Annotated in this window: 24 protein-coding genes and 3 rRNA genes; 14 read left to right on the forward strand and 13 right to left on the reverse strand. The window is 66.8% G+C overall.

What is annotated here, in order from left to right:
- Positions 1 to 49: 49 nt before the first annotated feature.
- From pstS to FHX42_RS22480, 3 genes are all read right to left on the reverse strand, one after another.
- Positions 50 to 1,165 carry a phosphate ABC transporter substrate-binding protein PstS gene (pstS, locus tag FHX42_RS22470; protein WP_182546424.1) on the reverse strand — a complete coding sequence of 372 codons (1,116 nt, stop codon included), beginning with the start codon at positions 1,163 to 1,165 and terminating at the stop codon, positions 50 to 52.
- 201 nt (positions 1,166 to 1,366) lie between these two features.
- Positions 1,367 to 2,329 (reverse strand): mycothiol synthase, encoded by a 963-nt coding sequence (gene mshD, locus FHX42_RS22475; protein ID WP_182546425.1) that lies wholly within the window; start codon positions 2,327 to 2,329, stop codon positions 1,367 to 1,369.
- Positions 2,330 to 2,380: 51 nt separating this feature from the next.
- Entirely contained in the window at positions 2,381 to 3,130 is a 750-nt protein-coding gene (locus FHX42_RS22480) for a winged helix-turn-helix domain-containing protein (RefSeq protein WP_182546426.1), read from the reverse strand.
- 322 nt (positions 3,131 to 3,452) lie between these two features.
- On the opposite strand from FHX42_RS22480, the gene FHX42_RS22485 reads away from it, so the two are divergent.
- The 6 genes from FHX42_RS22485 to FHX42_RS22505 all read left to right on the forward strand — a co-directional run bounded on the left by FHX42_RS22485 (position 3,453) and on the right by FHX42_RS22505 (position 6,651).
- Positions 3,453 to 4,304 (forward strand): LmeA family phospholipid-binding protein, encoded by an 852-nt coding sequence (locus FHX42_RS22485; RefSeq protein WP_182546427.1) that lies wholly within the window; start codon positions 3,453 to 3,455, stop codon positions 4,302 to 4,304.
- Positions 4,301 to 4,771: a TlpA family protein disulfide reductase gene (locus FHX42_RS22490; protein ID WP_182546428.1), complete on the forward strand. Its 471-nt coding sequence runs from the start codon at positions 4,301 to 4,303 to the stop codon at positions 4,769 to 4,771. The genes FHX42_RS22485 and FHX42_RS22490 overlap by 4 nt, the downstream gene beginning before the upstream one ends.
- A gap of 71 nt (positions 4,772 to 4,842) precedes the next feature.
- Positions 4,843 to 4,917: a putative leader peptide gene (locus tag FHX42_RS27930; protein ID WP_407926315.1), complete on the forward strand. Its 75-nt coding sequence runs from the start codon at positions 4,843 to 4,845 to the stop codon at positions 4,915 to 4,917.
- 93 nt (positions 4,918 to 5,010) lie between these two features.
- Positions 5,011 to 5,457, forward strand: coding sequence for a DUF4395 domain-containing protein (locus FHX42_RS22495; RefSeq protein ID WP_182546429.1), 447 nt, complete (start codon positions 5,011 to 5,013; stop codon positions 5,455 to 5,457).
- A 28-nt stretch (positions 5,458 to 5,485) separates the two neighbouring features.
- Positions 5,486 to 6,346 (forward strand): sulfurtransferase, encoded by an 861-nt coding sequence (locus FHX42_RS22500; protein ID WP_182546430.1) that lies wholly within the window; start codon positions 5,486 to 5,488, stop codon positions 6,344 to 6,346.
- Between the two features lie 2 nt (positions 6,347 to 6,348).
- Positions 6,349 to 6,651, forward strand: a complete 303-nt coding sequence (locus FHX42_RS22505; RefSeq protein WP_182546431.1) for a DUF1416 domain-containing protein — start codon at positions 6,349 to 6,351, stop codon at positions 6,649 to 6,651.
- Between the two features lie 118 nt (positions 6,652 to 6,769).
- Here the strand turns inward: FHX42_RS22505 and rrf are convergent.
- From rrf to FHX42_RS22525, 4 genes are all read right to left on the reverse strand, one after another.
- Positions 6,770 to 6,887: ribosomal RNA gene (gene rrf, locus FHX42_RS22510) — 5S ribosomal RNA — on the reverse strand.
- A gap of 78 nt (positions 6,888 to 6,965) precedes the next feature.
- Positions 6,966 to 10,062 (reverse strand): 23S ribosomal RNA (locus FHX42_RS22515).
- Between the two features lie 294 nt (positions 10,063 to 10,356).
- Positions 10,357 to 11,889 (reverse strand): 16S ribosomal RNA (locus tag FHX42_RS22520).
- The 16S, 23S and 5S rRNA genes sit together here, the layout of an rRNA operon.
- Before the next feature lie 742 nt (positions 11,890 to 12,631).
- Positions 12,632 to 13,378 carry a class I SAM-dependent methyltransferase gene (locus FHX42_RS22525; protein WP_182546432.1) on the reverse strand — a complete coding sequence of 249 codons (747 nt, stop codon included), beginning with the start codon at positions 13,376 to 13,378 and terminating at the stop codon, positions 12,632 to 12,634.
- A gap of 293 nt (positions 13,379 to 13,671) precedes the next feature.
- On the opposite strand from FHX42_RS22525, the gene FHX42_RS22530 reads away from it, so the two are divergent.
- Complete coding sequence (locus FHX42_RS22530) at positions 13,672 to 14,325, forward strand: FABP family protein (RefSeq protein WP_182546433.1); 654 nt, start codon at positions 13,672 to 13,674, stop codon at positions 14,323 to 14,325.
- Positions 14,326 to 14,622: 297 nt separating this feature from the next.
- On the opposite strand, the gene FHX42_RS22535 is transcribed toward FHX42_RS22530, so the two are convergent.
- Complete coding sequence (locus FHX42_RS22535) at positions 14,623 to 15,471, reverse strand: aminodeoxychorismate lyase (protein WP_182546434.1); 849 nt, start codon at positions 15,469 to 15,471, stop codon at positions 14,623 to 14,625.
- Positions 15,472 to 15,598: 127 nt separating this feature from the next.
- Here FHX42_RS22535 and FHX42_RS22540 point away from each other — a divergent pair, with 127 nt between their 5' ends.
- The 5 genes from FHX42_RS22540 to FHX42_RS22560 all read left to right on the forward strand — a co-directional run bounded on the left by FHX42_RS22540 (position 15,599) and on the right by FHX42_RS22560 (position 19,586).
- Positions 15,599 to 16,039, forward strand: coding sequence for a Fur family transcriptional regulator (locus FHX42_RS22540; protein ID WP_456318585.1), 441 nt, complete (start codon positions 15,599 to 15,601; stop codon positions 16,037 to 16,039).
- Positions 16,036 to 17,184 carry a CAF17-like 4Fe-4S cluster assembly/insertion protein YgfZ gene (gene ygfZ / locus FHX42_RS22545; protein WP_182546435.1) on the forward strand — a complete coding sequence of 383 codons (1,149 nt, stop codon included), beginning with the start codon at positions 16,036 to 16,038 and terminating at the stop codon, positions 17,182 to 17,184. The genes FHX42_RS22540 and ygfZ overlap by 4 nt, the downstream gene beginning before the upstream one ends.
- Positions 17,185 to 17,212: 28 nt before the next feature.
- Positions 17,213 to 17,968 (forward strand): 3-keto-5-aminohexanoate cleavage protein, encoded by a 756-nt coding sequence (locus tag FHX42_RS22550; protein WP_182546436.1) that lies wholly within the window; start codon positions 17,213 to 17,215, stop codon positions 17,966 to 17,968.
- 101 nt (positions 17,969 to 18,069) lie between these two features.
- The gene (locus FHX42_RS22555; protein WP_182546437.1) at positions 18,070 to 18,630 is read left to right on the forward strand and encodes an RsiG family protein; all 561 of its coding nucleotides are present in this window, start codon (positions 18,070 to 18,072) and stop codon (positions 18,628 to 18,630) included.
- On the forward strand, positions 18,627 to 19,586 hold the full coding sequence (locus FHX42_RS22560; RefSeq protein ID WP_182546438.1) for an asparaginase: 960 nt from the start codon (positions 18,627 to 18,629) through the stop codon (positions 19,584 to 19,586). The genes FHX42_RS22555 and FHX42_RS22560 overlap by 4 nt, the downstream gene beginning before the upstream one ends.
- Before the next feature lie 197 nt (positions 19,587 to 19,783).
- Here the strand turns inward: FHX42_RS22560 and FHX42_RS22565 are convergent, their stop codons facing one another.
- Positions 19,784 to 20,677 (reverse strand): hypothetical protein, encoded by an 894-nt coding sequence (locus FHX42_RS22565; protein ID WP_220480703.1) that lies wholly within the window; start codon positions 20,675 to 20,677, stop codon positions 19,784 to 19,786.
- Between the two features lie 213 nt (positions 20,678 to 20,890).
- Between FHX42_RS22565 and FHX42_RS22570 the strand changes: the two genes are divergently transcribed.
- Positions 20,891 to 21,073: a DUF3073 domain-containing protein gene (locus tag FHX42_RS22570; RefSeq protein ID WP_182546439.1), complete on the forward strand. Its 183-nt coding sequence runs from the start codon at positions 20,891 to 20,893 to the stop codon at positions 21,071 to 21,073.
- Positions 21,074 to 21,327: 254 nt separating this feature from the next.
- On the opposite strand, the gene FHX42_RS22575 is transcribed toward FHX42_RS22570, so the two are convergent.
- Together FHX42_RS22575 and FHX42_RS22580 are read right to left on the reverse strand one after the other, a co-directional pair.
- Complete coding sequence (locus FHX42_RS22575; RefSeq protein WP_182546540.1) at positions 21,328 to 21,762, reverse strand: DUF4396 domain-containing protein; 435 nt, start codon at positions 21,760 to 21,762, stop codon at positions 21,328 to 21,330.
- Positions 21,763 to 21,891: 129 nt separating this feature from the next.
- Positions 21,892 to 22,071, reverse strand: a complete 180-nt coding sequence (locus tag FHX42_RS22580) for a hypothetical protein (RefSeq protein WP_182546440.1) — start codon at positions 22,069 to 22,071, stop codon at positions 21,892 to 21,894.
- Positions 22,072 to 22,312: 241 nt separating this feature from the next.
- Here FHX42_RS22580 and FHX42_RS22585 point away from each other — a divergent pair, with 241 nt between their 5' ends.
- Positions 22,313 to 22,888, forward strand: coding sequence for a DUF305 domain-containing protein (locus tag FHX42_RS22585; RefSeq protein WP_182546441.1), 576 nt, complete (start codon positions 22,313 to 22,315; stop codon positions 22,886 to 22,888).
- 42 nt (positions 22,889 to 22,930) lie between these two features.
- Here the strand turns inward: FHX42_RS22585 and purM are convergent, their stop codons facing one another.
- Together purM and purF are read right to left on the reverse strand one after the other, a co-directional pair.
- Positions 22,931 to 24,049: a phosphoribosylformylglycinamidine cyclo-ligase gene (gene purM, locus FHX42_RS22590; protein WP_182546442.1), complete on the reverse strand. Its 1,119-nt coding sequence runs from the start codon at positions 24,047 to 24,049 to the stop codon at positions 22,931 to 22,933.
- A gap of 144 nt (positions 24,050 to 24,193) precedes the next feature.
- A complete protein-coding gene (purF, locus tag FHX42_RS22595) occupies positions 24,194 to 25,789 on the reverse strand; it encodes an amidophosphoribosyltransferase (RefSeq protein ID WP_182546443.1) in 1,596 nt (531 codons plus the stop codon).
- Positions 25,790 to 25,793 lie beyond the last annotated feature (4 nt).

Genomic DNA, 25,793 nt, shown 5'->3' on the forward strand with positions numbered 1-25,793 from the left:
CACTGCTGGGGGCAGCCTCTCACTTGGTCACTTCTCGATTACCGACGCTCTACGCCGAGATGGCGTTGACCGCCTCCATGACCCTGCTCTTGAACTTCGGCGGCAACGGGGCGTAGCCGGCCTTCTCCAACTGCTGCGGATCGGCGTTGGCCGCGACCTTCAGCGCCGCCTTGACGCTCTTGGCCGTGGCGGGGTCGTAGCCCTTCGAGCACACCATCTCGTAGGTGGCCAGCACGATCGGGTACACACCGGGGCTGTCGTTGCCGTAGATCGACTTCAGATCCAGCCGCAGGTCGTTGCCCTGCCCCTTGATCTTGGCGCCGTCGATGGCCTTGCCCGCGGACTTACTGGTCAGCGAGACCGGTCCACTACCGCTGTCGATGCTGGCGATGCCCAGTCCGGCGTTCTTCGGGAAGGCCCAGGCGGCGTAGGTGAACCCGCCCTTGGTCTGCTTGACCGCGGAGGTCACCCCGTCGGTCCCCGACTTGCCCTGGCCGACACCGGGGCCGGCCTGGAACGTCTTGCCCTCCCCGGTCCACATGCCGTCGGTGGCGGTGGCCAGGTACTTCTGGAAGTTGGCCGAGGTGCCGGACTCGTCGGAGCGGTAGAACGGCACGATTTCGATGGCGGGAAGCTTGGCGTCCGGGTTGAGCTGCTGGATCGCCGGATCGTTCCACTTGGTGATCTCGCCCTGGTAGATCTTGGCGATCGTCTCGGGGCTGAGCACCAGGTTGTCCACGCCGGGCAGGTTGTAGGACATCGCGACGGGACCGAAGACCATCGGGATGTTCCAGGCCGGGTTGCCGTTGCAGCGCTTCTTGGCCGCCGCGGTCTCCGCCCCCTGCTGAAGCGGCTCGTCGGAACCACCGAAGTCGACCTGGCCCGCGGTGAAGGCCGCGACTCCCTTGCCGGACCCCGTGGCGGTGTACTTGATCTTCTGTCCCGGGCACTTCATGGTGTAGGCCCGGGTGAAGATGTCCATGGCGTTCTTCTGCGCCGAGGACCCCTCCGCGACCACCGGCTGGGTCCCGCACTCGACCTTGAGGTTCTTCAGTGCGGGGTTCATGTTCGCGGCCGAGATGTTCTGGTCGCTCCCGCACGCCGTGAGCGCGAACGTACCCGCCGCGAGGAGCCCGACCGCAGCTCTGTGCCTCTTGAACTTCACGTCTTTCCTCCACCGGAAGAGACAGGGTGATGGGCGCGGTGCTTACCGCTCGCCCCGAAACAGTAGGGAGTCGCGGTGTCCACGCACCCGCGTCGAGATGAACCCCAGGTGAACAAAGCACTCTAAGTAAGCAGACACACCCTCATATGGGTGATTCATTCCACAAACTGGGAGCCATCGAGACGGATAGTCATCCGTTCGTCACCGACCGAACTGGACGTCGATGTCCCAGCGCCGAAACTCCAGCCGCTGGTAAACGCCGATTGCCGCCGCGTTGTCACCCTCCACGTAGAGCATCACCCGCGGACAGCCGACATCACGCAAGTGGCGCATTCCGGCCACGGTCAGTGACTTCCCCAAACCGCTGCCTTGCGTGTCCGGATCCACACCGATGACATAGACCTCTCCGGTGCCGTCCGGGTGAACCTTGGTCCAGTGGAAACCGAGCAGCTCTCCGGCGGAGTCCACGGCGAGCAGAAAACCGGCCGGATCGAACCAGTCCTCCCGCTGCTTGCCCCGCAGCTCGGCCTCGTCCATTCCACCCTGCTCCGGATGCCAGGAAAACGCCCGGTGGTTGACCCGCACCACGGCGGCCTCGTCGACGCCGGGGCGGAACGCACGAATCGTGACCCACTCCGGCAGCGGCGCTTCACCGAGCTCGGTGTCGTCCAGCTCACGACCCATCCGCCACAGCTCGCGGGAACGCCGGAACCCGAACCTCTCGGCCAGCCGCGACGCCGCCGGATGCAGGCCGTGCGACCAGATCCGCAACCGTCCGGTGTCCGCATCGCCGGGCTCGGCGGGCACCTCGGCCCGCTCCAGCAGCGCGCTCACCAACTTCTCCCCGGCTCCGCGACCACGGTGCCGGGGATGCACGGCCAGCTCGGCCACCAGCGGATCGCCGGTGGGCTCCCCGGCGGTGTCCAAATGCGCGTAACCGACCAGCTCGTCCTCGGCGTCACGCACCACGAAGTGCTCGGACCCGCCCACGTCGGCCTGCACCGGCTCTATCTGCTCGACCACGCCCCTGTGCGCGCGGAGTCGCAGAATCACGTGCTCGCCCGCCGGAGCCACGCCGTCGGCGCTCTCCGCCTCGGACAGCAGCCGCATCACCTCGGCGGTCTCAGCGCCGTCCAACCCGTTTCGCCACGTCAGTTGCACCACACCATCGACGTTACAGACGTACGCCGCGGCGGCCGACCGGCGCCCGCCGCTTCAGCGCGGGCCGAGCTCGGCGATCTCGACGACCGGCTCGACGAGCTCGACGGACCGCTCCTCGACGACCGAGGAGGACCGGCCCCCGCGGGCCGGGTTCACGAACTTGTAGCCGACGTTGCGCACGGTGCCGATCATCGCGTCGTACTCCGGGCCGAGCTTGGCGCGCAACCGCCGAATGTGCACGTCGACCGTGCGGGTACCGCCGAAGAAGTCGTAGCCCCACACCTCCTGGAGCAGCTGGGCACGGGTGAACACCCGTCCCGCGTGCTGGGCGAGGAACTTCAGCAGCTCGAACTCCTTGTAGGTCAGCTCCAGCGCCTTGCCCTTGAGCCGAGCGGTGTAGGTCTCCTCCTCGATGACCAGGTCCCCCACCGTCAGCGGCCCACTGCCCGCGTGCTCCGCCCGCGAAGTCAGCAACCGCAACCGGGCGTCCAACTCGGCCGGGCCAACGGTGGGCAGCAGGATGTCGTCGACACCCCACTCGGCGCTGATCGTGACGAGTCCGCCCTCGTTGACCACCGCGACCACCGGTGCGGCGGAGTCATCCGCCGACAGCATCCTGCACAGTCGACGTGCCGCGGCCAGGTCACGACGGGCGTCGACCAGTACCACCTCGTGGTGGCCCGCGTTCAACAACGCGCCGGGGTCCGGCGGCAGGTTCCGCACCCGGTGCGGAAGCAGCTCCAGCGCGGGCAGCACAGCCGCACAGTCTTCATCGGCGCTCAGGAACAGCAGCTGAGAACTCATGAGGCCTCCGTGACGGACCGGCCGAATCACCCCACCACACGAGCGGGACGATGCCGGCGATGAAGCCGCCCCGGCATGACAGCGCGGACGGCCCGGCTTCGTTGCCGCTTGGGGAACATCCCTGATACTAACGAGACACACCCTGAAATCCCAGGTGACGCGTTTGGCGTCACACATGTGAACGGCCGGGAACCGGACGTTACGGGCATGTATCGCCATGCTCATCGAGCTTGTCCGAACCCCGCTACAGTGAGGTGCGTGCCCCGGCACGGCGCGGTGCAGCCCGCGTCCGGCCGAGCCCCGACGAGAACGGACTTCCTCGGTGAAGACGAAGACCAAGAAAAAGCTCGCCATCACCCTGGCCGTCGTGGTCGCCTTGCTGGTCGGAGCGGACTTCAGTGCCGCGGCGATTGCCGAGCACCAGGTGTCGCGGAAGATGCGCACCCAGCTCAAGCTCGCCCACGCGCCCGCGGTCCGGATCAACGGCTTCCCGTTCCTGACCCAGGCGACCTCGGGAGACTTCCACGACGTCTCGATCAAAGCCAAGGGTGTGCGCGTCGACGAACTCACCGAGGTCGGGGTGCGGGCCCACTTGTACCACGCCCGGGTCTCCACCTCCGCCCTGATGGCGGGCAAGGCCGACGAGTTGCAGGTCGACGAGGTGGTCGGCCGTCTCCGGCTGAAGGCCTCGGACATCGGCCGGTTCATCGGCATCGGCGATCTCAACATCGCACCAGCTCCGGCCAACGCGCTGCGGGACTCCTCCGGCGGCTCCGACAACTCCGTCACCGGCAGCGACTCCGGCAGCGGGTCGGGAAGCGAGTCGGGCAGTGACCCCTCGGACCCGACCGAGACCACCATCAAGCTCGACGGCACGGTCAACATCGCCAGCACCGACAACCACGTCCAAGTGATCGCCACGTTGTCACTGGTCGACGGCAAGCTGCGCATCGAGCCGCGCGAGCTCAAGCTCGACAACAGCGCCTTCGGCCCGATACCGCTCCCGGACATCTTCGAGCAGTCGGTGCTGGACAAGTTCACCACCACCCTCGATCCGGGGCAGCTCCCGTTCACCGTGACTCCGACAGCGGTACGGGCCGAGCACGGAGCTCTGATCGTCGAGGGCACCGCCCACGAGGTCAAGATCAGCCCCAAGGGCATGAGCACCGGATGACGGCGGAATGGTGGGCGCTGGCGTGCGCGGTGACCGTCGCGATGTTCCTGGGGCTGGTGTGGCGCGCCCGGCAGGGCAGGATCCGGGTACGGAACACCACGGCGGACACGGACGTTGAACGAACAGTGTTCGATCAGCTTCCCCAGGAAATAAACCGAACGCTGCGGGAACGCGTACCCGCCGGATCCGAGGGGTCGCAGGCGGTCACGTTGCTGCAGCTGTCCACCACCTTCTGCGCCCCGTGCCGGCACACGCGCATCCTGCTGGCGGGATTGGCCGAGCGCACCGAGGGCATTCGGCACGTCGAGGTCGACCTCACCCACCATCCCGACTGGTCGACTCCGCTGGGCGTGCACACCACCCCCACCACGCTCGCGCTCGACAGCACGGGCCGTGAACTGTTCCGCTTCGGCGGAGTACCGCGCCGCGACAAGCTCACCGAGGTCCTGCGCCCCTATCTCGGCTGAATCCCGGACGCACCGTCCCATCTGGTGAACAAGCTTCCCGGTTGTCGGCCGCGCGCGGTAACCTGCCGAACGTGCATGTACTGCTGACCCGAAGGCGCGCGGTGGATCTGTGCCGCGTGGGTAGCAGCCTGTGTTGGTGGCGCTGACCGGGCGGTAGTAGATGCCAGGGGCGTGTTCGCACGAGTGCCCGCCGGGTCCGGCAGTCAAGTCCACGATCAGCCCATGGTGAGGATGCCCTCATGCCCGCCGAGACGCTCGACCCCCGCGGGGTCCGATTCACCGCATGGATGACCAGCGGCATCCTCGCCCTCGGACTGGTCACGACGAGCTGGCGTGTCCTGGCCGCGCAGACCGCGCTGTTCGCGCTGTGCGCGTTCGTCGGTCTACGGCTGAACCCGTGGGGCCACGTTTACCGGCAGACGGTGCAGCCGCGCCTGGAGCCGGCCGATGAGGCCGATCGCGAGGATCCCGCACCGGTGCGGTTCTCCCAGGGGGTCGGATTCGTCTTCGCGCTGCTCGCGATGATCGGCTACGCGGCTGGGTGGGACTTCCTCGGCATCCTCGCGAACGCGCTCGCGCTGGTGGCCGCATTGCTCAACGCCGCATTCGGATACTGCCTCGGCTGTCAGATGTACCCGCTGGCCCGCCGCCTGGTTCCCAGCGGCCGGTCAGCAACCGATGTGTAGAACAAGCACGACGAGAAGGAGTCGCTCGATGAGCCGTGAAGATGTCCTGGTCTCCACCGAATGGGCCGAGCAGAACCTCGGCGCCGACAAGGTGGTTTTCGCCGAGGTCGACGAGGACACCACCGCCTACGACGGGGGGCACATTTCCGGTGCCGTCAAGTTGGACTGGCGCAACGAGTTGCAGGATCCCGTGCGCCGCGACTTCGTCGGCAGGGACGACTTTTCGGAGCTGCTGTCCTCCAAGGGCATCAGCAACGACGACACGGTGGTCCTCTACGGCGGTAACAACAACTGGTTCGCCGCCTACGCCTACTGGTACTTCAAGCTCTACGGTCACGCCGACGTGCGGTTGCTCGACGGTGGCCGCAAGAAGTGGGAGCTCGACGGCAGGGAACTGACCAAGCAGGAGCCGCAGCGTTCGCGCACGAACTACTCCGCCCAGGACCCGGACCGCTCGATTCGGGCCTTCCGCGACGAGGTCGTCAACGCGATCAACACCCAGAACCTCGTCGACGTGCGCTCGCCCGACGAGTTCTCCGGCAAGCTGCTGGCTCCCGCGCACCTGCCGCAGGAGTCGGCCCAGCGCGGCGGCCACATCCCCACCGCGATCAACGTGCCGTGGAGCAAGGCCGCCAACGAGGACGGCACGTTCAAGTCCGACGAGGAACTGCGCAAGGTCTACGGGGAAGCCGGGCTGGACGACTCCAAGGACACCATCGCCTACTGCCGGATCGGGGAGCGGTCCTCGCACACCTGGTTCGTGCTGCGTGAACTGCTCGGCCACTCCAACGTGAAGAACTACGACGGATCGTGGACCGAATACGGCTCGCTGATCGGCGTGCCGATCGACAACCCTTCCGAGAAGGACTCAACGACGCAGGGAGCCTGATCATGAGCGACGGATGCGGAGCACCGCAGCAGACGGCGACGCTGGAAGCCGACACCGGCGACCAGACCGTGGTGGCGGGCAAGGTCCGTTCCGGTGACCAGCCGGTCGGGGGCGCCTTCGTACGACTGCTGGATTCCTCCGGGGAGTTCACCGCCGAGGTGGTCTCCTCCGACGAGGGGGACTTCCGGTTCTACGCGGCGTCGGGCACTTGGACCGTGCGTGCCCTGCACCGCCAGGGCAGCGGTCAGGCGGAAGTGGCCGCTTCCGGTCCCGGCCTGCATCCCGCGGACATCGCTCTGGACTGACGAGGGGTTGGGGAGTTTCGCGTGAAACTCCCCAACCGGCTCCACGTGCTCGAAACACGGTTCGGTGATGTGAAAGGGGCCCCCGCACGGGGTGCGGGGGCCTCTTTGTGGTGAATGTGGTCGGCGGTGTCCGAGTCTCCCACACCCGTGGGGGTGCAGTACCTTGGGCGCTGGGGGGCTTAGCTTCCGGGTTCGGGATGGGTCCGGGCGTGTCCCGCCCCGCTGTGGCCACCGACCACAAGTCTGTATGGGGTTGGGGGTTGTTGTTTCAGAGCCGGATGGTGGATGCGAGTAGTGGTGCTGTGCGGTGTGGTGTGGGGTAAGTCCTCGGCCGGTTAGTACCCGTCCACTGAACACATTGCTGTGCGTGCATGTCGGGCCTATCAACCCACTGGTCGGGTGGGGGCCTTAACCCACTGGGGGTGGGAGACCTCATCTGGGAACGGGCTTCCCGCTTAGATGCTTTCAGCGGTTATCCGTGCCGAACGTAGCCAACCAGCCGTGCCCCGGGCGGGACAACTGGCACACCAGAGGTTCGTCCGTCCCGGTCCTCTCGTACTGGGGACAGCTTTCCGCAGGTCTCCTGCGCGCGCGGCGGATAGGGACCGAACTGTCTCACGACGTTCTAAACCCAGCTCGCGTGCCGCTTTAATGGGCGAACAGCCCAACCCTTGGGACCCACTCCAGCCCCAGGATGCGACGAGCCGACATCGAGGTGCCAAACCATGCCGTCGATATGGACTCTTGGGCAAGATCAGCCTGTTATCCCCGGGGTACCTTTTATCCGTTGAGCGACACCGCTTCCACCTGCCAGTGCCGGATCACTAGTCCCTGCTTTCGCACCTGCTCGACCCGTCAGTCTCACAGTCAAGCTCCCTTGTGCACTTACACTCGCGGCCTGATTGCCAACCAGGCTGAGGGAACCGTTGGGCGCCTCCGTTACTCTTTAGGAGGCAACCGCCCCAGTTAAACTACCCACCAGGCACTGTCCGTGAACCCGATCAGGGTTCGACGTGAGACGCACGCTGCGACCAGAGTGGTATTTCACCAACGACTCCACCCCCACTGGCGTAGAGGGCTTCGCAGTCTCCCACCTATCCTACACAAGCCGTAGCCCGCGCCAATACCAAGCTATAGTAAAGGTCCCGGGGTCTTTCCGTCCTGCCGCGCGAAACGAGCATCTTTACTCGTCCTGCAATTTCACCGGGCCTGTGGTCGAGACAGCGGAGAAGTCGTTACGCCATTCGTGCAGGTCGGAACTTACCCGACAAGGAATTTCGCTACCTTAGGATGGTTATAGTTACCACCGCCGTTTACTGGCGCTTCCATTCTCCGCTTCCCCACATGGTGGGTAACGAGTCCTGTTAACGTTCCAGCACCGGGCAGGCGTCAGTCCGTATACCTCGTCTTACGACTTCGCACGGACCTGTGTTTTTAGTAAACAGTCGCTTCTCCCTGGCCTCTGCGGCCACCCCGAGCTTCACACGCGCGGTGCTACACCGGGGGTGGCCCCCCTTCTCCCGAAGTTACGGGGGCAATTTGCCGAATTCCTTAACCACAGTTCACCCGATCGCCTTGGTATACTCAACCAGACCACCTGTGTCGGTTTCGGGTACGGGCCATGGACACACATCGCTAGAGGCTTTTCTCGGCAGTGCGGGATCACCGACTTCGCCACAACGGCTCGGTCTCACCTCTCACCCCTGCAGCCGTCCGGATTTGCCTGGACGGCGGGCTACGGGTTTACACCAGTACTACCACTCACTGGCTCGGGCTACCCTGCTGCGTCACCCCATCGCTTGACTACTCCCGGATCAGGTCCCATGCCACTGGACTCCACACCGGCTCGAAAGCCGGCGCGGGCAGCGGGATGGTTAGTGTCCCCGGTTCCGCCATGGGCGCGTGCCCACGGGTACGGGAATATCAACCCGTTGTCCATCGACTACGCCTGTCGGCCTCGCCTTAGGCCCCGACTCACCCTGGGCGGACGAACCTGCCCCAGGAACCCTTGGTCATTCGGCGGGAAAGATTCTCACTTTCCATGCGCTACTCATGCCTGCATTCTCACTCCCCCACACTCCACACCGGTTTACACCGATGCTTCCGCGCAGTGGGGGACGCTCCCCTACCCACCCCACCCAACAGTGTTGGGCACGGTGACACGGCTTCGGCGGTACGCTTGAGCCCCGCTACATTATCGGCGCAGGATCACTCGACCAGTGAGCTATTACGCACTCTTTCAAGGATGGCTGCTTCTAAGCCAACCTCCTGGTTGTCTGGGCAATCCCACATCCTTTTCCACTAAGCGCACACTTAGGGGCCTTAGCCGGTGTTCTGGGCTGTTTCCCTCTCGACCGTGGAGCTTTTCCCCCACGGACTCACTGCCACGCTGCTACCACGGGCGTATTCGGAGTTTGGCTGACGTTGGTAACCCTCATCGGGCCCCGCCACCAACCAGTGCTCTACCCCACCCGGGCACCACGTGACGCTGCACCTCAATGCATTTCGGGGAGAACCAGCTATCACGAAGTTTGATTGGCCTTTCACCCCTACCCACAGCTCATCCCCCAGGTTTTCAACCCTGGTGGGTGCGGGCCTCCACACGGTCTTACCCGCGCTTCACCCTGGCCATGGGTAGCTCACTCCGCTTCGGGTCCGCACCACGCGACTTCGACGCCCTATTCAGACTCGCTTTCGCTCCGGCTACCCCACAACGGGTTAACCTCGCCACGCAGCCGCGACTCGCAGGCTCATTCTTCAAAAGGCACGCCATCACACCCGCACAGGGCGCTCTGACGGTTTGGGGGCACATGGTTTCAGGTACTCTTTCACTCCCCTCCCGGGGTACTTTTCACCATTCCCTCACGGTACTATCCGCTATCGGTCACCAGGAAGTATTTAGGCTTAGCGAGTGGTCCCGCCCGATTCACAACGCCCTCCACGGAAACGCTGCTACTCGGGGCCACCGCCCCAGGCCATGCCTGCAGTGTTCACCTACGGGACTCATCACCCACTCCGGTCACCGCCTCCACGGTGTTCGGCTCACCACAGCACGACCCTGGCAGACGAATAGATCCGCCCAGCGGGCCCCAACGACCCCACACACGCAACCCCTATCCGGTTTCCACGCGCGTGGTTTAGCCTGTTCCGCGTTCGCTCGCCACTACTAGCGGAATCACCAGTGTTTTCTCTTCCTACGGGTACTGAGATGTTTCACTTCCCCGCGTTCCCTCCACACACCCTATACATTCAGGTGCGGGTAACCCGACATCACTCGGGCTGGGTTTCCCCATTCGGACATCCTCGGATCACCGCTCGGTAGACAACTCCCCGAGGCTTATCGCAGCCTCCCACGTCCTTCATCGGCCCCTGGTGCCTAGGCATCCACCATGTGCCCGTCTAACTTGCCACACAAGCCACACAAACAAATTACAGCACAGATGCTCGCATCCACTATCCAGTTCTCAAACAACAACCCAGACAACACACCCACCCCACCCACCCCCAGATCGAAACACCGTTCCGACCTTCACGGGCGGGCTCCGGGGGCATGTTCCCTCAGAACCCAACAGCATGCCTGCAGCGAGCACACCCCCACCGCGTCCCCCCACACGGGGAAACCACGCCGAGAGCGACCACACGTCCACACCCCCATCCGGAGGCATCGTCCACGCGCGGGTTTGATGGTCCCACTGAACTCCTTAGAAAGGAGGTGATCCAGCCGCACCTTCCGGTACGGCTACCTTGTTACGACTTCGTCCCAATCGCCAGTCCCACCTTCGACCACTCCCCCCACACACAGTGTGGTTGGGCCATGAGCTTCGGGTGTTACCGACTTTCGTGACGTGACGGGCGGTGTGTACAAGGCCCGGGAACGTATTCACCGCAGCACTGCTGATCTGCGATTACTAGCGACTCCGACTTCACAGGGTCGAGTTGCAGACCCCGATCCGAACTGAGACCGGCTTTAAGGGATTCGCTCCACCTCGCGGTCTCGCCACCCTCTGTACCGGCCATTGTAGCATGTGTGAAGCCCTGGGCATAAGGGGCATGATGACTTGACGTCGTCCCCACCTTCCTCCGAGTTGACCCCGGCAGTCTCCCGCGAGTCCCCACCATCACGTGCTGGCAACACAGGATAAGGGTTGCGCTCGTTGCGGGACTTAACCCAACATCTCACGACACGAGCTGACGACAGCCATGCACCACCTGCACACCAGCCCAAAGGGAAACCCCATCTCTGAGGCAATCTGGCGCATGTCAAACCCAGGTAAGGTTCTTCGCGTTGCATCGAATTAATCCACATGCTCCGCCGCTTGTGCGGGCCCCCGTCAATTCCTTTGAGTTTTAGCCTTGCGGCCGTACTCCCCAGGCGGGGCGCTTAATGCGTTAGCTACGGCACGGAAACCGTGGAACCAGTCCCCACACCTAGCGCCCAACGTTTACGGCGTGGACTACCAGGGTATCTAATCCTGTTCGCTCCCCACGCTTTCGCTCCTCAGCGTCAGTATCGGCCCAGAGACCCGCCTTCGCCACCGGTGTTCCTCCTGATATCTGCGCATTTCACCGCTACACCAGGAATTCCAGTCTCCCCTACCGAACTCAAGTTTGCCCGTATCGACCGCACGCCCACCGTTAAGCGGCAGGTTTCCACGGCCGACGCGACAAACCGCCTACGAGCTCTTTACGCCCAATAAATCCGGACAACGCTCGCACCCTACGTATTACCGCGGCTGCTGGCACGTAGTTAGCCGGTGCTTCTTCTACACCTACCGTCACACCCACACGGGGCCTTCGTCGGTGTCGAAAGAGGTTTACAACCCGAAGGCCGTCCTCCCTCACGCGGCGTTGCTGCGTCAGGCTTTCGCCCATTGCGCAAGATTCCCCACTGCTGCCTCCCGTAGGAGTCTGGGCCGTGTCTCAGTCCCAGTGTGGCCGATCACCCTCTCAGGCCGGCTACCCGTCGTCGCCATGGCAGGCCATTACCCCACCATCCAGCTGATAGGCCGCGGGCTCATCCCATACCGCCGGAACTTTCCACACCCAGACCATGCGGCCAGATGTCCTATCCGGTATTAGACCTCGTTTCCAAGGCTTATCCCCGAGTACAGGGCAGATTACCCACGTGTTACTCACCCGTTCGCCACTCATCCACCCCGAAGGGCTTCAGCGTTCGACTTGCATGTGTTAAGCACGCCGCCAGCGTTCGTCCTGAGCCAGGATCAAACTCTCCATCCATGGATCATCAAAACCCCAGCACACCACACACATCCAACCCAACACCCCACAAACAGGGCATCACCGGCCGGACCCGCATGGCGCTGACAAAAAACAAAACCGAATCAACGGCTCCGCATCAAACACTCACCAAAACAGGCACACTGTTGAGTTCTCAAAGAACACACCCACCCACCGGCAGGCACCCACGGACACACCGCAGAATCAATTATCCTTCGCTTCGTTCCAACACCACTCTAGCAAACCCACAACCCGGCATTCACCCGGGGGTCACCCCCCGAACACCCGGCACAGAGCCACCACAGCGGGCAGAACCACCACACAACCACAACCCGGCCACGCGGCTACTTCACCAGTCTAACCCAACCCGAAACCACCAGCACACCGGGGGGCAAACCCCCGATCCCAGCGAATCCACGATTCAGCCACAACCAGGTATTCACAACAATAACAACACCGAAAAAACCAGCCCACAACCACCCCGAGAAAACCCCGGAACACGCCGCAGAACCAGCAACCAACTTTTCGGCAAGACCGCATCCACCCTACCAGCAACACCAGCAGACCGAATCCGACCCCCAGCACCCGGCCCACCGCGCAGTCCGTTCCGTGCTGACAACGAATAATCTACATCCCACCCACCACCCACCACACACCCACCCCCACTCACCACCGAAACACCAGCACAACACGGGTTTAATGGCGGATGTCCCGGCAGCTTCGCGCGAAACGGCCGCGCACCTCAAGCAATTCGGGACCGCAGTAGCGCGAAGGCGCGTTCGTCCCTGTCCTGGCGACTGGGGTCGGAGTCCTGCCGGCATCCGACCGTGACGAGGTCCGCGACCTCCCAGCCAGTCCGCTCGAACAACCGCACCAGGCCCTGCCGGGAGAAGATCCAGTAGTTCGTGTCGTCGTTGTTGGCTTCCGACGGGTCCAGCAGATAGGCGACCGGCTGCTGCTCCAGCCTGCTCCGGTGGTCCGGAGTCACCTGTGCGATCCGGGTGGACACGAAGCACAGCGCACTACGGCGCGCGAGCGTCTCCATCACGTAGAACGGGTTCTTCAGGTGGTACAGCAACCCGAGCATCAACACCGCGTCGTAGTGCTCCGCGGGCAACGAGAACTGCGAGTCGAGATCCACGTCGTGGACCCGGCACTCGGAGTCGAGCTCGTCGACCAACCTGCCCGCACCGGCGAGCTTGTTGAAGTTCGGCTGCGCGTTGTCGATCAGATCCACTCGGCAGCCCAGTTCGGCCTCCAGGAAGAAGCCGAGGTCACCGTCGGCGGCACCGATGTCGGCGACCCGGCCGCCCGCCACGGAGCCGAACACCGAGCGGTTCGGTTCCGACAACAGGGTGTCCAGGTGCAGCACGCTGGCCATCGTGTCGTAGGGGTACCAGTCGAACCCGGTCGGCGCGATCGCGTCCTTGCGCGCCAGCAGCCACTCCCGGAAGGTCAGCGCCCGCTCCCGCAGGGTGTCGAAGTCCATGGTGATTTCCTGTCTCGGACGCGCGACGGGCACGCGTTCCGGCCGGTGGTGTCGACGAGCCTCGAAGGCGAATCATGCCCGACGCCACATTCCGTGCGATGCCCACCTGTGGCTATCCTGGTGCGCGTGGAACTCATACCTTTCTTGCACTGGGGCCTGGTCACCATGGTCGGGGTCGCCGCCGTGGCGACCCTGTGGTTCGCCGGCTACGTGGTCTGGCGCCTCTACAGCGACTGAGTGGCTCTCCGACGTGGTGTGTGGGCAGGTCAGCGGCCCAGGTAACCTCGATGGCGATGAACGCCACGCCCGACCAACCGACGAATCAGCCCTCTCCGGGAAGCGGTGACGCGGCGGTACAAGCCGCCGCCGAACGCGCCGAGTACACGCGCAACCGCAACCTCCCCGAGTTCGACGACCTGCCCGGTAGCGGCGACACCGCCAACCTCAGGCTGGGCCCCGAGATCAACAGCGCTTGCCTGGCGTTGCTGCCGCTGGTCGGTGTGTGGCGCGGCGAGGGCGAGGCCAAGCACCCCTCGATGAGCGAGAGCTACCGGTTCGTCCAGCAGGTCACCTTCTCCCACGACGGTCGCCCGTTCCTGCACTACGAAAGCCGCGCATGGAAGCTGGACGCCCAGGGCGGCAACGTCGTCGAGCCCGCGTTCCGCGAGAGCGGCTGGTGGCGTCCCCAGCCCGACGACACCATCGAGCTGCTGCTCACGCACTCCACCGGAGTCGCGGAGATGTTCTTCGGCAAGCCGAAGAACCAGACGACGTGGGAGCTGTCCACCGACGCGATCCTGCGCACCCCGACCTCGGAGGACGTGACCGCCGCGAGCAGGCTCTACGGCGTCGTCGAGGGCTCGCTGGCCTACGTCGAGGAGCGGGCCACCTCCGAGCACGAGATGCAGCCGCGCCTGTCCGCCAAGCTCGAACGAGTCGTCGGCTGATTGTGAATCAGTACTGATCCCCTGCTCCACGTCGGGCGAGCGGCGCCGGCGACCTGAACCCTGACTTTCGCCCCGAGCACGCAAGTGGACCGGCCGCGGGTTCTCGAATGCGCCTGCGGCGCGAAGCGCCTCCGTGAGAGGTGGCGGCCGGGTTACGGGCGGGTGCCTCGCGAGGAAAGCCCCGCGGAGACGCTGCGGCGCGCAGCACCTCCGCGGGGGCGGTGGCCGGGTTACGGGCGGAACCCGCCCGAGGTTCCGCCGCAGGACCCACCGCACAACCCATTCGCACGATCTTGATCAGTATTGGCTTTCGTAGAGCTTGGTGATCTGCTGGTGCTGCTCGTCGGCTGCCCGGACGTCGACACCGTCGATGGTGTTCACCCGGGTGATCAGCCGGACGCTGGAGGCCAACCAGACTCCGTCGGAGTCGAACAACCACTCACCGGGGAAGGTGGCGACCTCGGTCCGCCATCCGGCCTGCTCGGCGGCGCGGAACAACGCGCCCTGGGTGGTTCCCGGCAACACCCCCGATTCGGGGGGTGTGGTGTAGAGGGTGTCTCCCCTGGCCAGCACGACGTTGGAGGTCGGCCCCTCCAGCACCGAGCCGTCGGTCGCGGTGAACACGACCTCGTCGACTCCCCGCTTCTCCGCCTCGCGCATGGCGGCCATGTTCACCGCGTACGACAGCGTCTTGGCCGACAGCAGCAGCCAGGGAGCCCGCTGCTTCAGGTCCGGCGCGAAGCCACGTTCCAGTGTGACCGCCGAGACTCCCTCGGCACGCTTGCGCAGCATTTCCGCCGAGATCTGCTGCCCCATGGCGAATCCGGTCTGGCCGCCGTCACCACCGTCGACGCCCCGGGTGCAGACGAGTTTGAGGGCCATCTCGGGGTCGGTGTCCCACGGCCAGTGATCGATCACCGCCCGCGCGGCGCGTTCGAACCCGGCACGGTCGGGCGGATCCATGTCCATGAGCTGGGCGGAGCGCTCCAGCCGGTCCAGGTGGGGGCCGAGTTCGCGGGGCTGCCGCTCGACGACCAGGATCGTCTCGAAGATGCCGTCGCCACGCTGCACACCCAGATCGTCGGCGCGCAGCAGCGGCGCCTGGGCGTCCGCGATGGTCCCGTCCAACAGAGCCAGTACACGCATACTCGCAGCCTAGCCGTGAAACCCCGTGCGGGCTTGCGTAGGTGCTTCTCGAACCCGTGGACGACCACCACGGGGCCGGCCGTCCTACGATCGGTGGGTCGGCACGAAACGGACACGGGAGTGGGCGGTGACGGACCGAGGATCGCTGCGTAACACGCTGCACCAACGCGGGATGCGGATGACCCCGCAACGGCAGTTGGTGTTGGACGCGGTACGCGAGCTGGAGCACGCGACGCCGGAACAGGTGTGTCGCCGTGTCCAGCGCGCGACTCCGACGGTCAACATCACCACGGTCTACCGCGCGCTGGACCTGCTGGAGGAGCTGGGGTTGGTGCGCCACACCCACCTGGGTCACGGTGCGCCCACGTACTCCGTGGAGGAGCACGAACACGTCCACCTCGTCTGCCACCGCTGCGGCGGGATCGACGAGGTGCCGTGCGAGCTGCTCGACGGGCTCGCGGAAATACTCGACCGGCAGCACGGGTTCGCCCTCGACGCGACCCATCTCGCGCTCTCCGGCAGCTGCCGCGACTGCCGCGAAGCCACACCCGAACAGGAGCGGGCATGAAATCACCTTTGCTGGAACTGCCGGGGGCCGTGCCGCCCCCGGAGGACTCCGCGGACGCGGGTGTACCGCGTCACTTCGGGGACCCGTTCTCCGAACAACGCTCGGCGGTCCGCTCCGCGGTGGTCGTGGACCGATCACACCGCGAGGTGATCGCGGTGCCCGGCGAGGAGCGACTGAGCTGGCTGCACCTGGTGCTGTCGCAGCACATGAACGACTTGGAAGAGGGGTGGGGCACCGAGTCCCTGGTGCTGGACACCCAGGGCCGCGTCGACAGCCACATGCTCGTCGCCCACCACGACGGCGTCGTCTACCTGGACACCGACGCGGGAGCCATGGCCACCAGCGCCCTGCCCAGCATGGGTGTCGACGGCAGGCAGTCGCTGATGGAGTACCTGGAGGCGATGCGCTTCTGGTCCAAGGTCGAGCCCCGCGAGGCCACCGGCGAGTTCGCCGTGTTCACCGTCGTCGGACCGGACGCCGCCACCGTGCTGGAGCGGGCCGGGGTCTCGCCCGTGCCCACGCAGCCCTACGAGGTGACCGGCCTGCCCGGTGGCGGGTTCGTGCGCCAGGTGCCGTTCCGGGGCCTGTTCACGGCGGATCTGCTGGTGCCGCGCGCTTCGATGGTCGAGTGGTGGCAGTCGCTGACCGACAACGGGGCTCGCCCCTCGGGAAGCCAGGCCTTCGAGGCCCTGCGGGTGGAGGCGCTGCGCCCGCGTGTCGGCTTCGACACGGACGAACGCGCGATCCCGCACGAGCTGGGGTGGATCCACCAGGCCGCTCACGTGGCCAAGGGGTGCTACCGGGGCCAGGAAACCGTGGCCAAGGTCCACAACGTGGGCAAGCCGCCGCGTCGGATGGTGCTGCTGCATCTGGACGGTTCGGTCGAGGTCCGTCCCGAATCCGGCGACCCCGTCCACCACGGTGACCGCAAGGTGGGACGCGTGGGCAGCGTGGTGCTGCATCACGAGCTCGGTCCGGTGGCGCTGGCGTTGCTCAAGCGCAGCGCACCGGTCGACGTCGACCTGATGGCCGGTGACGCCGAGCAGGACCGGGCGGTGGCCGCGGCCGTGGACCCGGACTCGGTGCCGCCGGACACCGGCGAACCCCCGGGCAAGGTGGCCGCGCAGGGCCTGCGCGGCCGGTGATCCGGGCGCCTGTGCCAGGATCGCGGGCATGACAGCGCCGTCTCACACGCCGGTGGGAACGATCATCACGATCGCTCCCACCGGAGCTCACGCCAAGGCCGATGTTCCCCAGCTTCCGGTAAGCACCGAGGAAGTGGCCGGCGCGGCCGCCGACTGCGAGCGTGTGGGGGCGGCGGTGATCGACCTGGAACCCCGGCACGACACCGCGTTGCCCGATGTTGTGGCCGCCGTGCGCGGCCGCAGTGGTCTGCTAGTGCGGGTCACGGCCTACGCCCGTTCGGAGACCCTGGAGACCCTGCTCGACGCAGGGGCCGACATCATCACGTGTCCGCTGGAAGCTCCGGACGACTTCGTGGCCGACCTGCGCGAGGGCGCGGGCATCCGTGGCATCGCGGTGCACTACGAGGTGCGCGACCAAGCCGGATTGGACGCGCTGCGCAGGCTCGAGCTCGTGGACCCACCGCATGTGGTCCTCGTGCTGGGCGAGAAGCTTCCCGGCACGGTGGCAGGGCTGTCGGAGGTTCTCGCGGAGCTCGACGCGGGAACCACCTTCACGACCACGGGGTTGGGGACGACGAGTCTTCCGGTGCTGCTGACCGCGCTCGCCGCGGGCGGGCACGTGCGCGTGGGCATGGCCGACACCCTCGACTACGCCGACGGTGTCCCGGTTCGGGACAACACCCAGCTCGCGGCCAGGGCCACCGGGGTCGCCAAGATCGCCCAGCGGGCCCCGGTACCACCGGAGGAAGCCCGGTCGACGCTGCTGCCGGAGCCTCCGGCGTGAGCTCCGTCGCGAACGCGGAAGGTGGCCTCGTTCGGCGGGAATACGTGCGAAAGGACCACGATGCCTTGGCGGAGGCCTCCTCGGTGCCGGAGGATGGAGGCGTGATCGAAGTCCGTCCCGGTGGCCGGCGCCGCATCGACAGGGTGCTGTCCCCGGAATACACCAACGAGATCGAGCATCGCGAGCTGCGGCTGGTGCGGCAGCTGCGGAACGAGGCCGCGCAGGAGGAGACCGATCTTTCCTACCTGCGCAGAATGCTGCACGCCCGCATCGACATCGTGCGAGCCGAGCAACGCCGACGCCACGAGGACGGCTCGGCGTCGGTGGTTCACGAGCTCGTGCGCATCCTGTCCGACAACGCCGTCGGCCCCGCCACCGGATCGGGCCGGTACCAGACCACCGAGCCCTCGCGTGCCCAGTCGCACCGCAGGCACGAGGAAGCCCTGGTCTCCGACGTCGATCTCTCCGACGTGATGTCGTTGTCCGCGGAGAAGCTGGACGAGGCGCTGCGGGCCTACACCTGCGAGGAGGATTCGGTGTCACGGCGACGCCGCGAGGTGCAGGAGGTGGTGGATCGGCTCAATGCCGAGATCGCACGCCGTTACAGGGAGGGGGCGGCCTCGGTGGACGAGTTGCTGGCCGCGGAGCAGGACGAGCAGTGACCGCGGCGATCCCCCTCGTCGAGATCGTCCGGGGTGGTGTCCGTGAGGGTGTGCACCACGGCTCGGTGGTCGTGACCGCCCCCGACGGATCGGTGCTGCGGGCGGTCGGCGACGTCGACTCCGCCACGTACCCACGTTCGTCCAACAAGCCCGCGCAGGCGACGGGAATGCTGCGCGCCGGGCTGGAGCTGCCGGAGCAGGCCGATCTGGCCCTGGCTGCCTCCTCGCACAGTGGTGAATCCGCCCACATCGCGCGAGTGCGGGAGCTGCTGCGTCGGAACGGGCTGAGCGAGGGCGCGCTGCGGTGTCCGCGGGACTGGCCGTTGAACGAGGCGGCCAGGGACGAGCGGGCCGAGCAGGGTTTCGGCAGGCAACGCATCGCGATGAACTGTTCGGGAAAGCACTCGGCGATGCTCGCCACCTGCGTGCAACGTGGCTGGAGCTTGGACGACTACCTGGACCCGAAGCACCCGTTGCAGGTCGAGCTGCACGCGACCGTGACCGAGCTCGCCGCCGAGCCGATCGCGGCCACGAGCGTCGACGGGTGCGGGGCTCCGCTGTTCGCGATCTCACTCACCGGGCTCGCCCGGATGTTCTCCCACCACGTCACCGCCGCGCCCGGCCTTCCGCGGCGGCGGGTGGCCGATGCGATGCGTGCCCACCCGTGGCTGGTGTCGGGGTCCGGACGCGCCGACTCGAAGCTGATGAGCGCGGTTCCGGGATTGTTGTCCAAGGAGGGGGTCGAGGGCGTGCTGGCGCTCGCGCTGCCCGACGGGCACGGCATCGCGATCAAGATCGAGGACGGTGCCGCGCGCGCACGCCTGCCCGTGGCGGTCGCGACACTGCGCACCCTGGGGATCGACGTCGGAGAGCTCGAAGCACTGGCCGAGGAGCCCCTGTTCGGCGGTGGCGAGCGGGTGGGCGCCGTGCGCCCGATCCCCGGCGCCCTCGACTGACTTCGCGGCTGCGCGGGTGGCGAGAGCGCACGGAGAACCGCCCACCCAGCTGCACCTGCCGTCAGGCACGCGGTGGTGCGGTTTTCCCTAAAGTTGTGGCACAACTTTAGGGAAAATCGTCAAACCCCGCGGCACGGCCCCAGTCCGGGCTCCCCCACGGGAACCGCCGCACAAGCCGTTCCGCGGCCCCTGAGAGCTCAGTTGTAGCGTTCGTGGGAGGCGAACTCGGACCAGAAGTCACGCAGCGCCTCGTAGCGCTGCCCGACCTCGGTGTTTCGCCCCTCCTCCATGGCGTCCACGATCGCGGCGATGTCCTCGGCCGACGTGTCGGCATCGATGTCCTCGCGAGACATCATCTGCACCAGGCCGCCGTAGTCCAGTTCCACGGCCGAGTACGGGTGGAACCGTTCCAGCCAGCGCTCCGTTTCCCGCAGCATCCTGGTCGGCCCTTCCTCCCCGAGGGAGTTGCGGGTCGCTGTGTGGGCCCGAGCGACCCGCCTGCGGGCGTCGGCCATCGACGTCTGCCAGGACACGCGCTCGATCCGGCCCGTCTCGCTCACGCGAATCCGTCGCTGCTCCGGATCGATCACCACGAACCAGGGCAGCGGCACCGTCCACGTCGACGACAGCACGTGGACGGCGCTGTCGGAGAGCTCCTGGACCACGGCCGTGGCTCGGGACCTCGCGGTCTCCTCCGGCACAGTCAGCGCCGCCGTGCGCAACGGCGCGTCGGCGGCGCCGATGAAGCCCACCAGCGCGGCGGCGGAACGTCCCCGCAGATCCAGCGGGCACACCAGCGGCCCCGGCCCGACGGAGTCGGCCGGTCCGGTGGCGACCTCCTCCGGATCGAGCACGAGGACCTCCTCCCGGCTCGGTCCGCTTCCGACGACCGCCTCCCCGGGCAACAGGTGAGGACGGGTGGAGACCTGTGTACGCAACCACAAGTCCTGTTCGTGCGAACCCACGACGGCCGGATCCACCGAACCGCTCTCCACGGCTTCGGCGAGTCGTTCCCGCGCGGACGCTTCGAAGGAAGACAGGGGTTCGTACACCCTCAGGTAGGCGACGAACGGCTCTGGCACAGCGAGCATGGTGCCATGTTCGCGAGCTGCTCGTTCGGCCTGCCCGCGTGTCGCGGGCGTGGATGGGGGCTAACTCACCCCGACGAGGGCACCCCAGTACCGGCACCACGTCGCGTAGAACCGCATCGGCGCGGTACGGTAGTTACAGGAAAAGTTGTCGAGATCATGCGGGGCCGCCGTTCCCCTGGCCGCCCCGCACACCCTGTGCGAGGGGGTCGAGCCATGGGGCGCGGCCGGGCTAAGGCCAAGCAGACGAAGGTGGCCCGCGAGCTGAAGTACAACTCGCCCAACATGGATGTGGATGCCTTGGAGCGTGAGCTCTCCTCGGACTATAGGGGCGAGTGGTACGAGCAGGATCGCGGCGACCCATACGACGACGACGGGTACGACGACCACCGGTACTGACGCACGACCCGACCGAGTGAGCGGTAGCGCAACCGCTCACTCGGTTGGTGTGCGGCCGATGTCGCCGTGACCGCGTGAGTCAGCGGGTGAGTTGACGAGCCAGTGGTCACCGGACCACCCGCGCGGCGTGGACAGCACGCTCGCGGGTCGTACATCGATGTTCGGAAGCGACGTCCGTGGCGTCACCGGCTGCCGGTGACGCCACGGACGCTTATCAAGCCTCCCCTCGGCTCGATCGCGGGTCGGACTCCGGCTCAGTGCCCGGCGTGGGCATGGGCGCCGTGGACGACGGCGTGTCCCCTGCCCCTCGCGATCATCCACTTGTTGACCGGTGTCGTGAGCACGAAGGCCACACCCAGTGCCAGGACCAGCGCCACCCAGAACAGCACGCTGAGCGGTCCGGCGTGCATCGCGCCGGGGATCAGCACCATCACGGCGTTGTCCACGATCTCCATGACCGCGATCGAGAGCGTGTCGGCGGCCAGGGCCAGCCGGGCTGCTCTGCCGAAGGTCTCCCCCGAGCGCAGCACACCGCGCATGGTCAGGGCGTAGCCGAACAGGAACGCGAGCGCGACCGAGAGCAACACGGTGGTCGCGTTGTGCAGGCCGACCGAGGTGCCGACGACCATCCCGAGGATCTCACCGAGAGCACAGCCGGTGAGGCAGTGCAGTGTCGCCGAGGCCGCCATCGACCAGGACGCGGCGGACATGGGCATCACTCCCCTTCCATCACGATCAACGATCGCCCGGCCTAACCAACTTCTACCCCCAGGGGGTATATTCCTCGCAGGTCGCGGGAAGGAGTCGACGTGGTGCGCTCAGTCGCCAAGGTCCTCCTGCTCATCGCGGTGCTCTCCGGTGTGGTGGCCATGCACCAGCTGCCGATCGCACAGCACGGACATCAGGAGACCGCTGCCGTCGCCGTGGCCGGGACCGGGGGCCACTCCGGCCACGGGTGCTGCCGCGACGCGAACCCCGGCGGTGGGATCATGCTGCACCTGTGCCTGGCCGTCACGGTGGCCGCGATGATGCTGCGGGGCGCTGCGCCTCCTCGGCCGGGTCCCGGACGTCCGGCGATACCTCCGCGCCGGGGGCGTCGCCCTCGGGAGCGCCACGCTCCGAGCTCCTCCCTGGTTGCGACCGTGCCTGCACTCCCTACGGGTTCTCCGGCTGTGATCACCGGGACGGCCCGAGCCGTCACCAGCGATGACCACACGGAAGAGATCCGACAGGAGAACGATGAACGAGCGCGGGTTCGGCGCCGCCCCGGTCGTGGCGGCGGCACTGGCGACGGCCGGTTGCGGTACGGCGGGCACGAACACCGAACCGGAACGGCCTCCTGCTCCGCCGTCCCGGTCGCAGGCACCCGTCGACGTCAACCGGGTCGACATCACGTTCGCGAGCGACATGATCCCGCACCACGACCAGGCGGTGCGGATGGCCGACATGGTTCCGAGTCGTACCGACGACGCGGCCCTGCGTGACCTGGCCGAGCGGATTCGCCGGGCACAGCGACCGGAGATCGACAGGATGACCGGTTGGTTGCGCGACTGGCAGCCCCCCACCCCCTCGGGCGGTGGGCACGACTCCACGGACGGCATGATGTCGGCCGAGGACATGGCGTTGGACGAGGCGCGCGGCCACGCCTTCGAGGAGATGTGGCTGCGCATGGTGATCGAGCATCACGAGGGCGCGGTCACCATGGCCCGCACCGAGTTCGACGAAGGTCGCAACGACGCCGCCAGGGAACTCGCCCGCGGGATCACCGAGTCCCAGCGGTCCGAGACCGCCGAGACGAGGGCGATGCTCGGCTGAGCCACGAGGTCCGTGGTTCCCGGGGAACCACGGACCTTCGCCTCAGAAGCGCGGGTGGTCGCCCCTCATGAGCACTCGCTGACCCTCCTCGGTCTCCTCGACCGAGGGTTGCTTGGACACCTCACCCAGCACCCAAGCGGGAACGTGGCGGGCCGTGAGCACTGCCAACGCACGGTCGACGTCCTCGGCGGCGACCACCGCGGCCATCCCGACCCCCATGTTGAAGGTGCGCTCCATCTCCGCGGCCTCGATGCGCCCCCGCTGAGCGATCAGCCGGAACACCGGGTCCGGGGTCCAGCTCGCGCGGTCGAGCACCGCGGTCAGCCCCGGGGGGATCACACGCCCCAGGTTGTCGGCCAGTCCACCGCCGGTGACGTGCGCGAACGTACGCACCTGGGCCTCGGCGGCCATGGCCAGGCAGTCCTTGGCGTAGATTCGGGTGGGCTCCAGCAGCTCCTCGCCGAGCGTGCGGCCGAACTCCTCGACGTGCCCGGACAACGGCATCCGCGCGCTGTCCAGGAGCACGTGCCGGGCCAGCGAGTAGCCGTTGGAGTGCAGCCCGGACGACCCCATCGCGATCACGACGTCACCAGCACGCACCCTGTCGGGTCCGAGCACCGCGTTCGCCTCGACGGCGCCCACGGCGTTGGCCGAGATGTCGTACTCGCCGGAACCCATCATCCCGGGATGTTCGGCGGTCTCCCCGCCCAGCAGCGCGCAGCCCGCCTGCACGCAGCCCTCGGAGATCCCCTTGACCAGGTCGGAGATGCGCTCGGGGACGACCTTGCCCACGGCGATGTAGTCCTGGAGGAACAACGGTTCCGCGCCGCAGACCACCAGGTCGTCGGCGACCATCGCCACCAGGTCGATTCCCACCGTGTCGTGCTTGTCCAGCGCCTGCGAAATGGCGATCTTGGTTCCCACGCCGTCGGTGGCCGAGGCCAGCACCGGCTCGGACCACCTGTCCAGCGGGAGCTGGAAGAGACCGGCGAAACCGCCGAGCGAGCCGAGCACCTCGGGGCGGGTGGCACGTTCGGCCCACGGGCGCATCAGCCCCACGGCCTCGTCGCCCGCGTCGATGCTCACCCCGGCGTCGGCGTAGGTGGCCGATGAGCTCCCGGCGGCGTCGGCGTTGGAGTCCGTGGACAGGTCTTCGGACACGACTGGCTCCACATCTGGTGCTGGGAAGCGATCCGCCCTGGCTGTGACCACGCTACGCGGCACGGGGGATCGAAGGGTCACAGGTGGTCATCGAAACGATGTCACCACCGACGGTGCGAGGTGCCGCGATTCCCGGCGGCACCCTCACGGGCGGCGCACGGCGTCCTCGGCACCGTAGCCACTGGGCAGTACGGGCTCGGCGGGGCCGGCCACGCCCGACTCGTCGCTGTCGTCGGAGTTCTCGAGCAGGTACTTGCCGAGCTGATCGGAGTCGGGAACCGGGATCGGGTAATGCCCGTCGAAGCAGGCGGAGCACAACTGGCTGCGGGGCTGCTCGGAGGCCGAGATCAACGCGTCCAGCGACACGTAGCCGAGGGTGTCGGCGTCGATCGACTGGCGGATGCCCTCCATGTCGAGGCCGTTGGCGATCAGTTCGGCGCGGGAGGCGAAGTCGATGCCGTAGAAGCACGGCCAGCGCACCGGCGGCGAGGAGATGCGCACGTGCACCTCCGATGCCCCCGCCTCACGCAGCATCCGCACCAACGCGCGCTGGGTGTTGCCGCGCACGACGGAGTCGTCGACCACCACCAGGCGCTTGCCCCGGATCACCTCGCGCAACGGGTTGAGCTTCAGCCGGATGCCGAGTTGGCGAATGGTCTGGGAGGGCTGGATGAAGGTACGCCCGACGTAGGCGTTCTTGACCAGGCCGTTTCCGTAGGGCAGATCGGCTTCCTGGGCGTAGCCGATGGCGGCGGGCGTTCCCGATTCCGGTACGGGGATCACCAGGTCGGCCTCGGCGGGATGCTCGCGGGCCAGGCGCCGCCCGATCTCGACCCGGGTACTGTGCACCGACCGGCCACCGATGGTGGTGTCGGGGCGTGCGAGGTAGACGTACTCGAACACGCAGCCCTTCGGATTCGGTCGCGCGAAGCGGGACGAGCGCAGTCCCCGCTCGTCGACGGCGATCAGCTCTCCGGCCTCGACCTCGCGCACGAAGGAGGCGCCGACGATGTCCAGCGCCGCGGTCTCGCTGGCGACCACCCAGCCGCGTTCCAGGCGACCCAGCACCAGCGGCCGGACCCCGTGCGGGTCCCTGGCGGCGTAGAGCGTGGACTCGTCGGAGAAGACCATCGAGAACGCACCGCTCAGGGTGGGCAGCAGCTCCAGCGCCGCCTGCTCGATGCCCTTCTCCGCGGCGTGCGTGGCCAGCAGCGCGCACACCAGGTCGGAGTCGGTGGTCGCGCGTTCGCAGGCACCCGCGGGTGCCGAGGTGTTCTGCGCGTCGGTGTCGGCGCCCTCGGTGACGACCCGCTCCATCAGCTCGGCGGTGTTGACCAGGTTCCCGTTGTGCCCGAGAGCCACTCCGCCTCCTCCCGCTGTGGTGCGGAAGGTCGGCTGCGCGTTCTCCCAGGTTCCACCACCGGTGGTGGAGTAGCGGTTGTGTCCGACGGCGATGTGCCCCTGCAACGAGGCGAGTACCTGTTCGTCGAAAATCTGGCTGACCAGACCGAGGTCCTTGTAGACCAGCATCTGCGTGCCGTCGGCAGCGGCGATTCCCGCCGCTTCCTGACCGCGGTGCTGAAGCGCGAACAGACCGTAGAAAGCCAGCTTGGCGACTTCCTCCCCCGGCGCCCACACGCCGAACACCCCGCATTCCTCGCGAGGGACGTCCTGCTCGATAGCTTCGGGCGACGTCTGGTCCGGCTTGCTCACGCCAGGATATGGCAGGTCGGTGACCACCGAA

The sequence above is a fragment of the Halosaccharopolyspora lacisalsi genome (assembly GCF_014137975.1).
In the GTDB taxonomy this organism is placed as follows: Bacteria; Actinomycetota; Actinomycetes; order Mycobacteriales; family Pseudonocardiaceae; genus Halosaccharopolyspora; species Halosaccharopolyspora lacisalsi.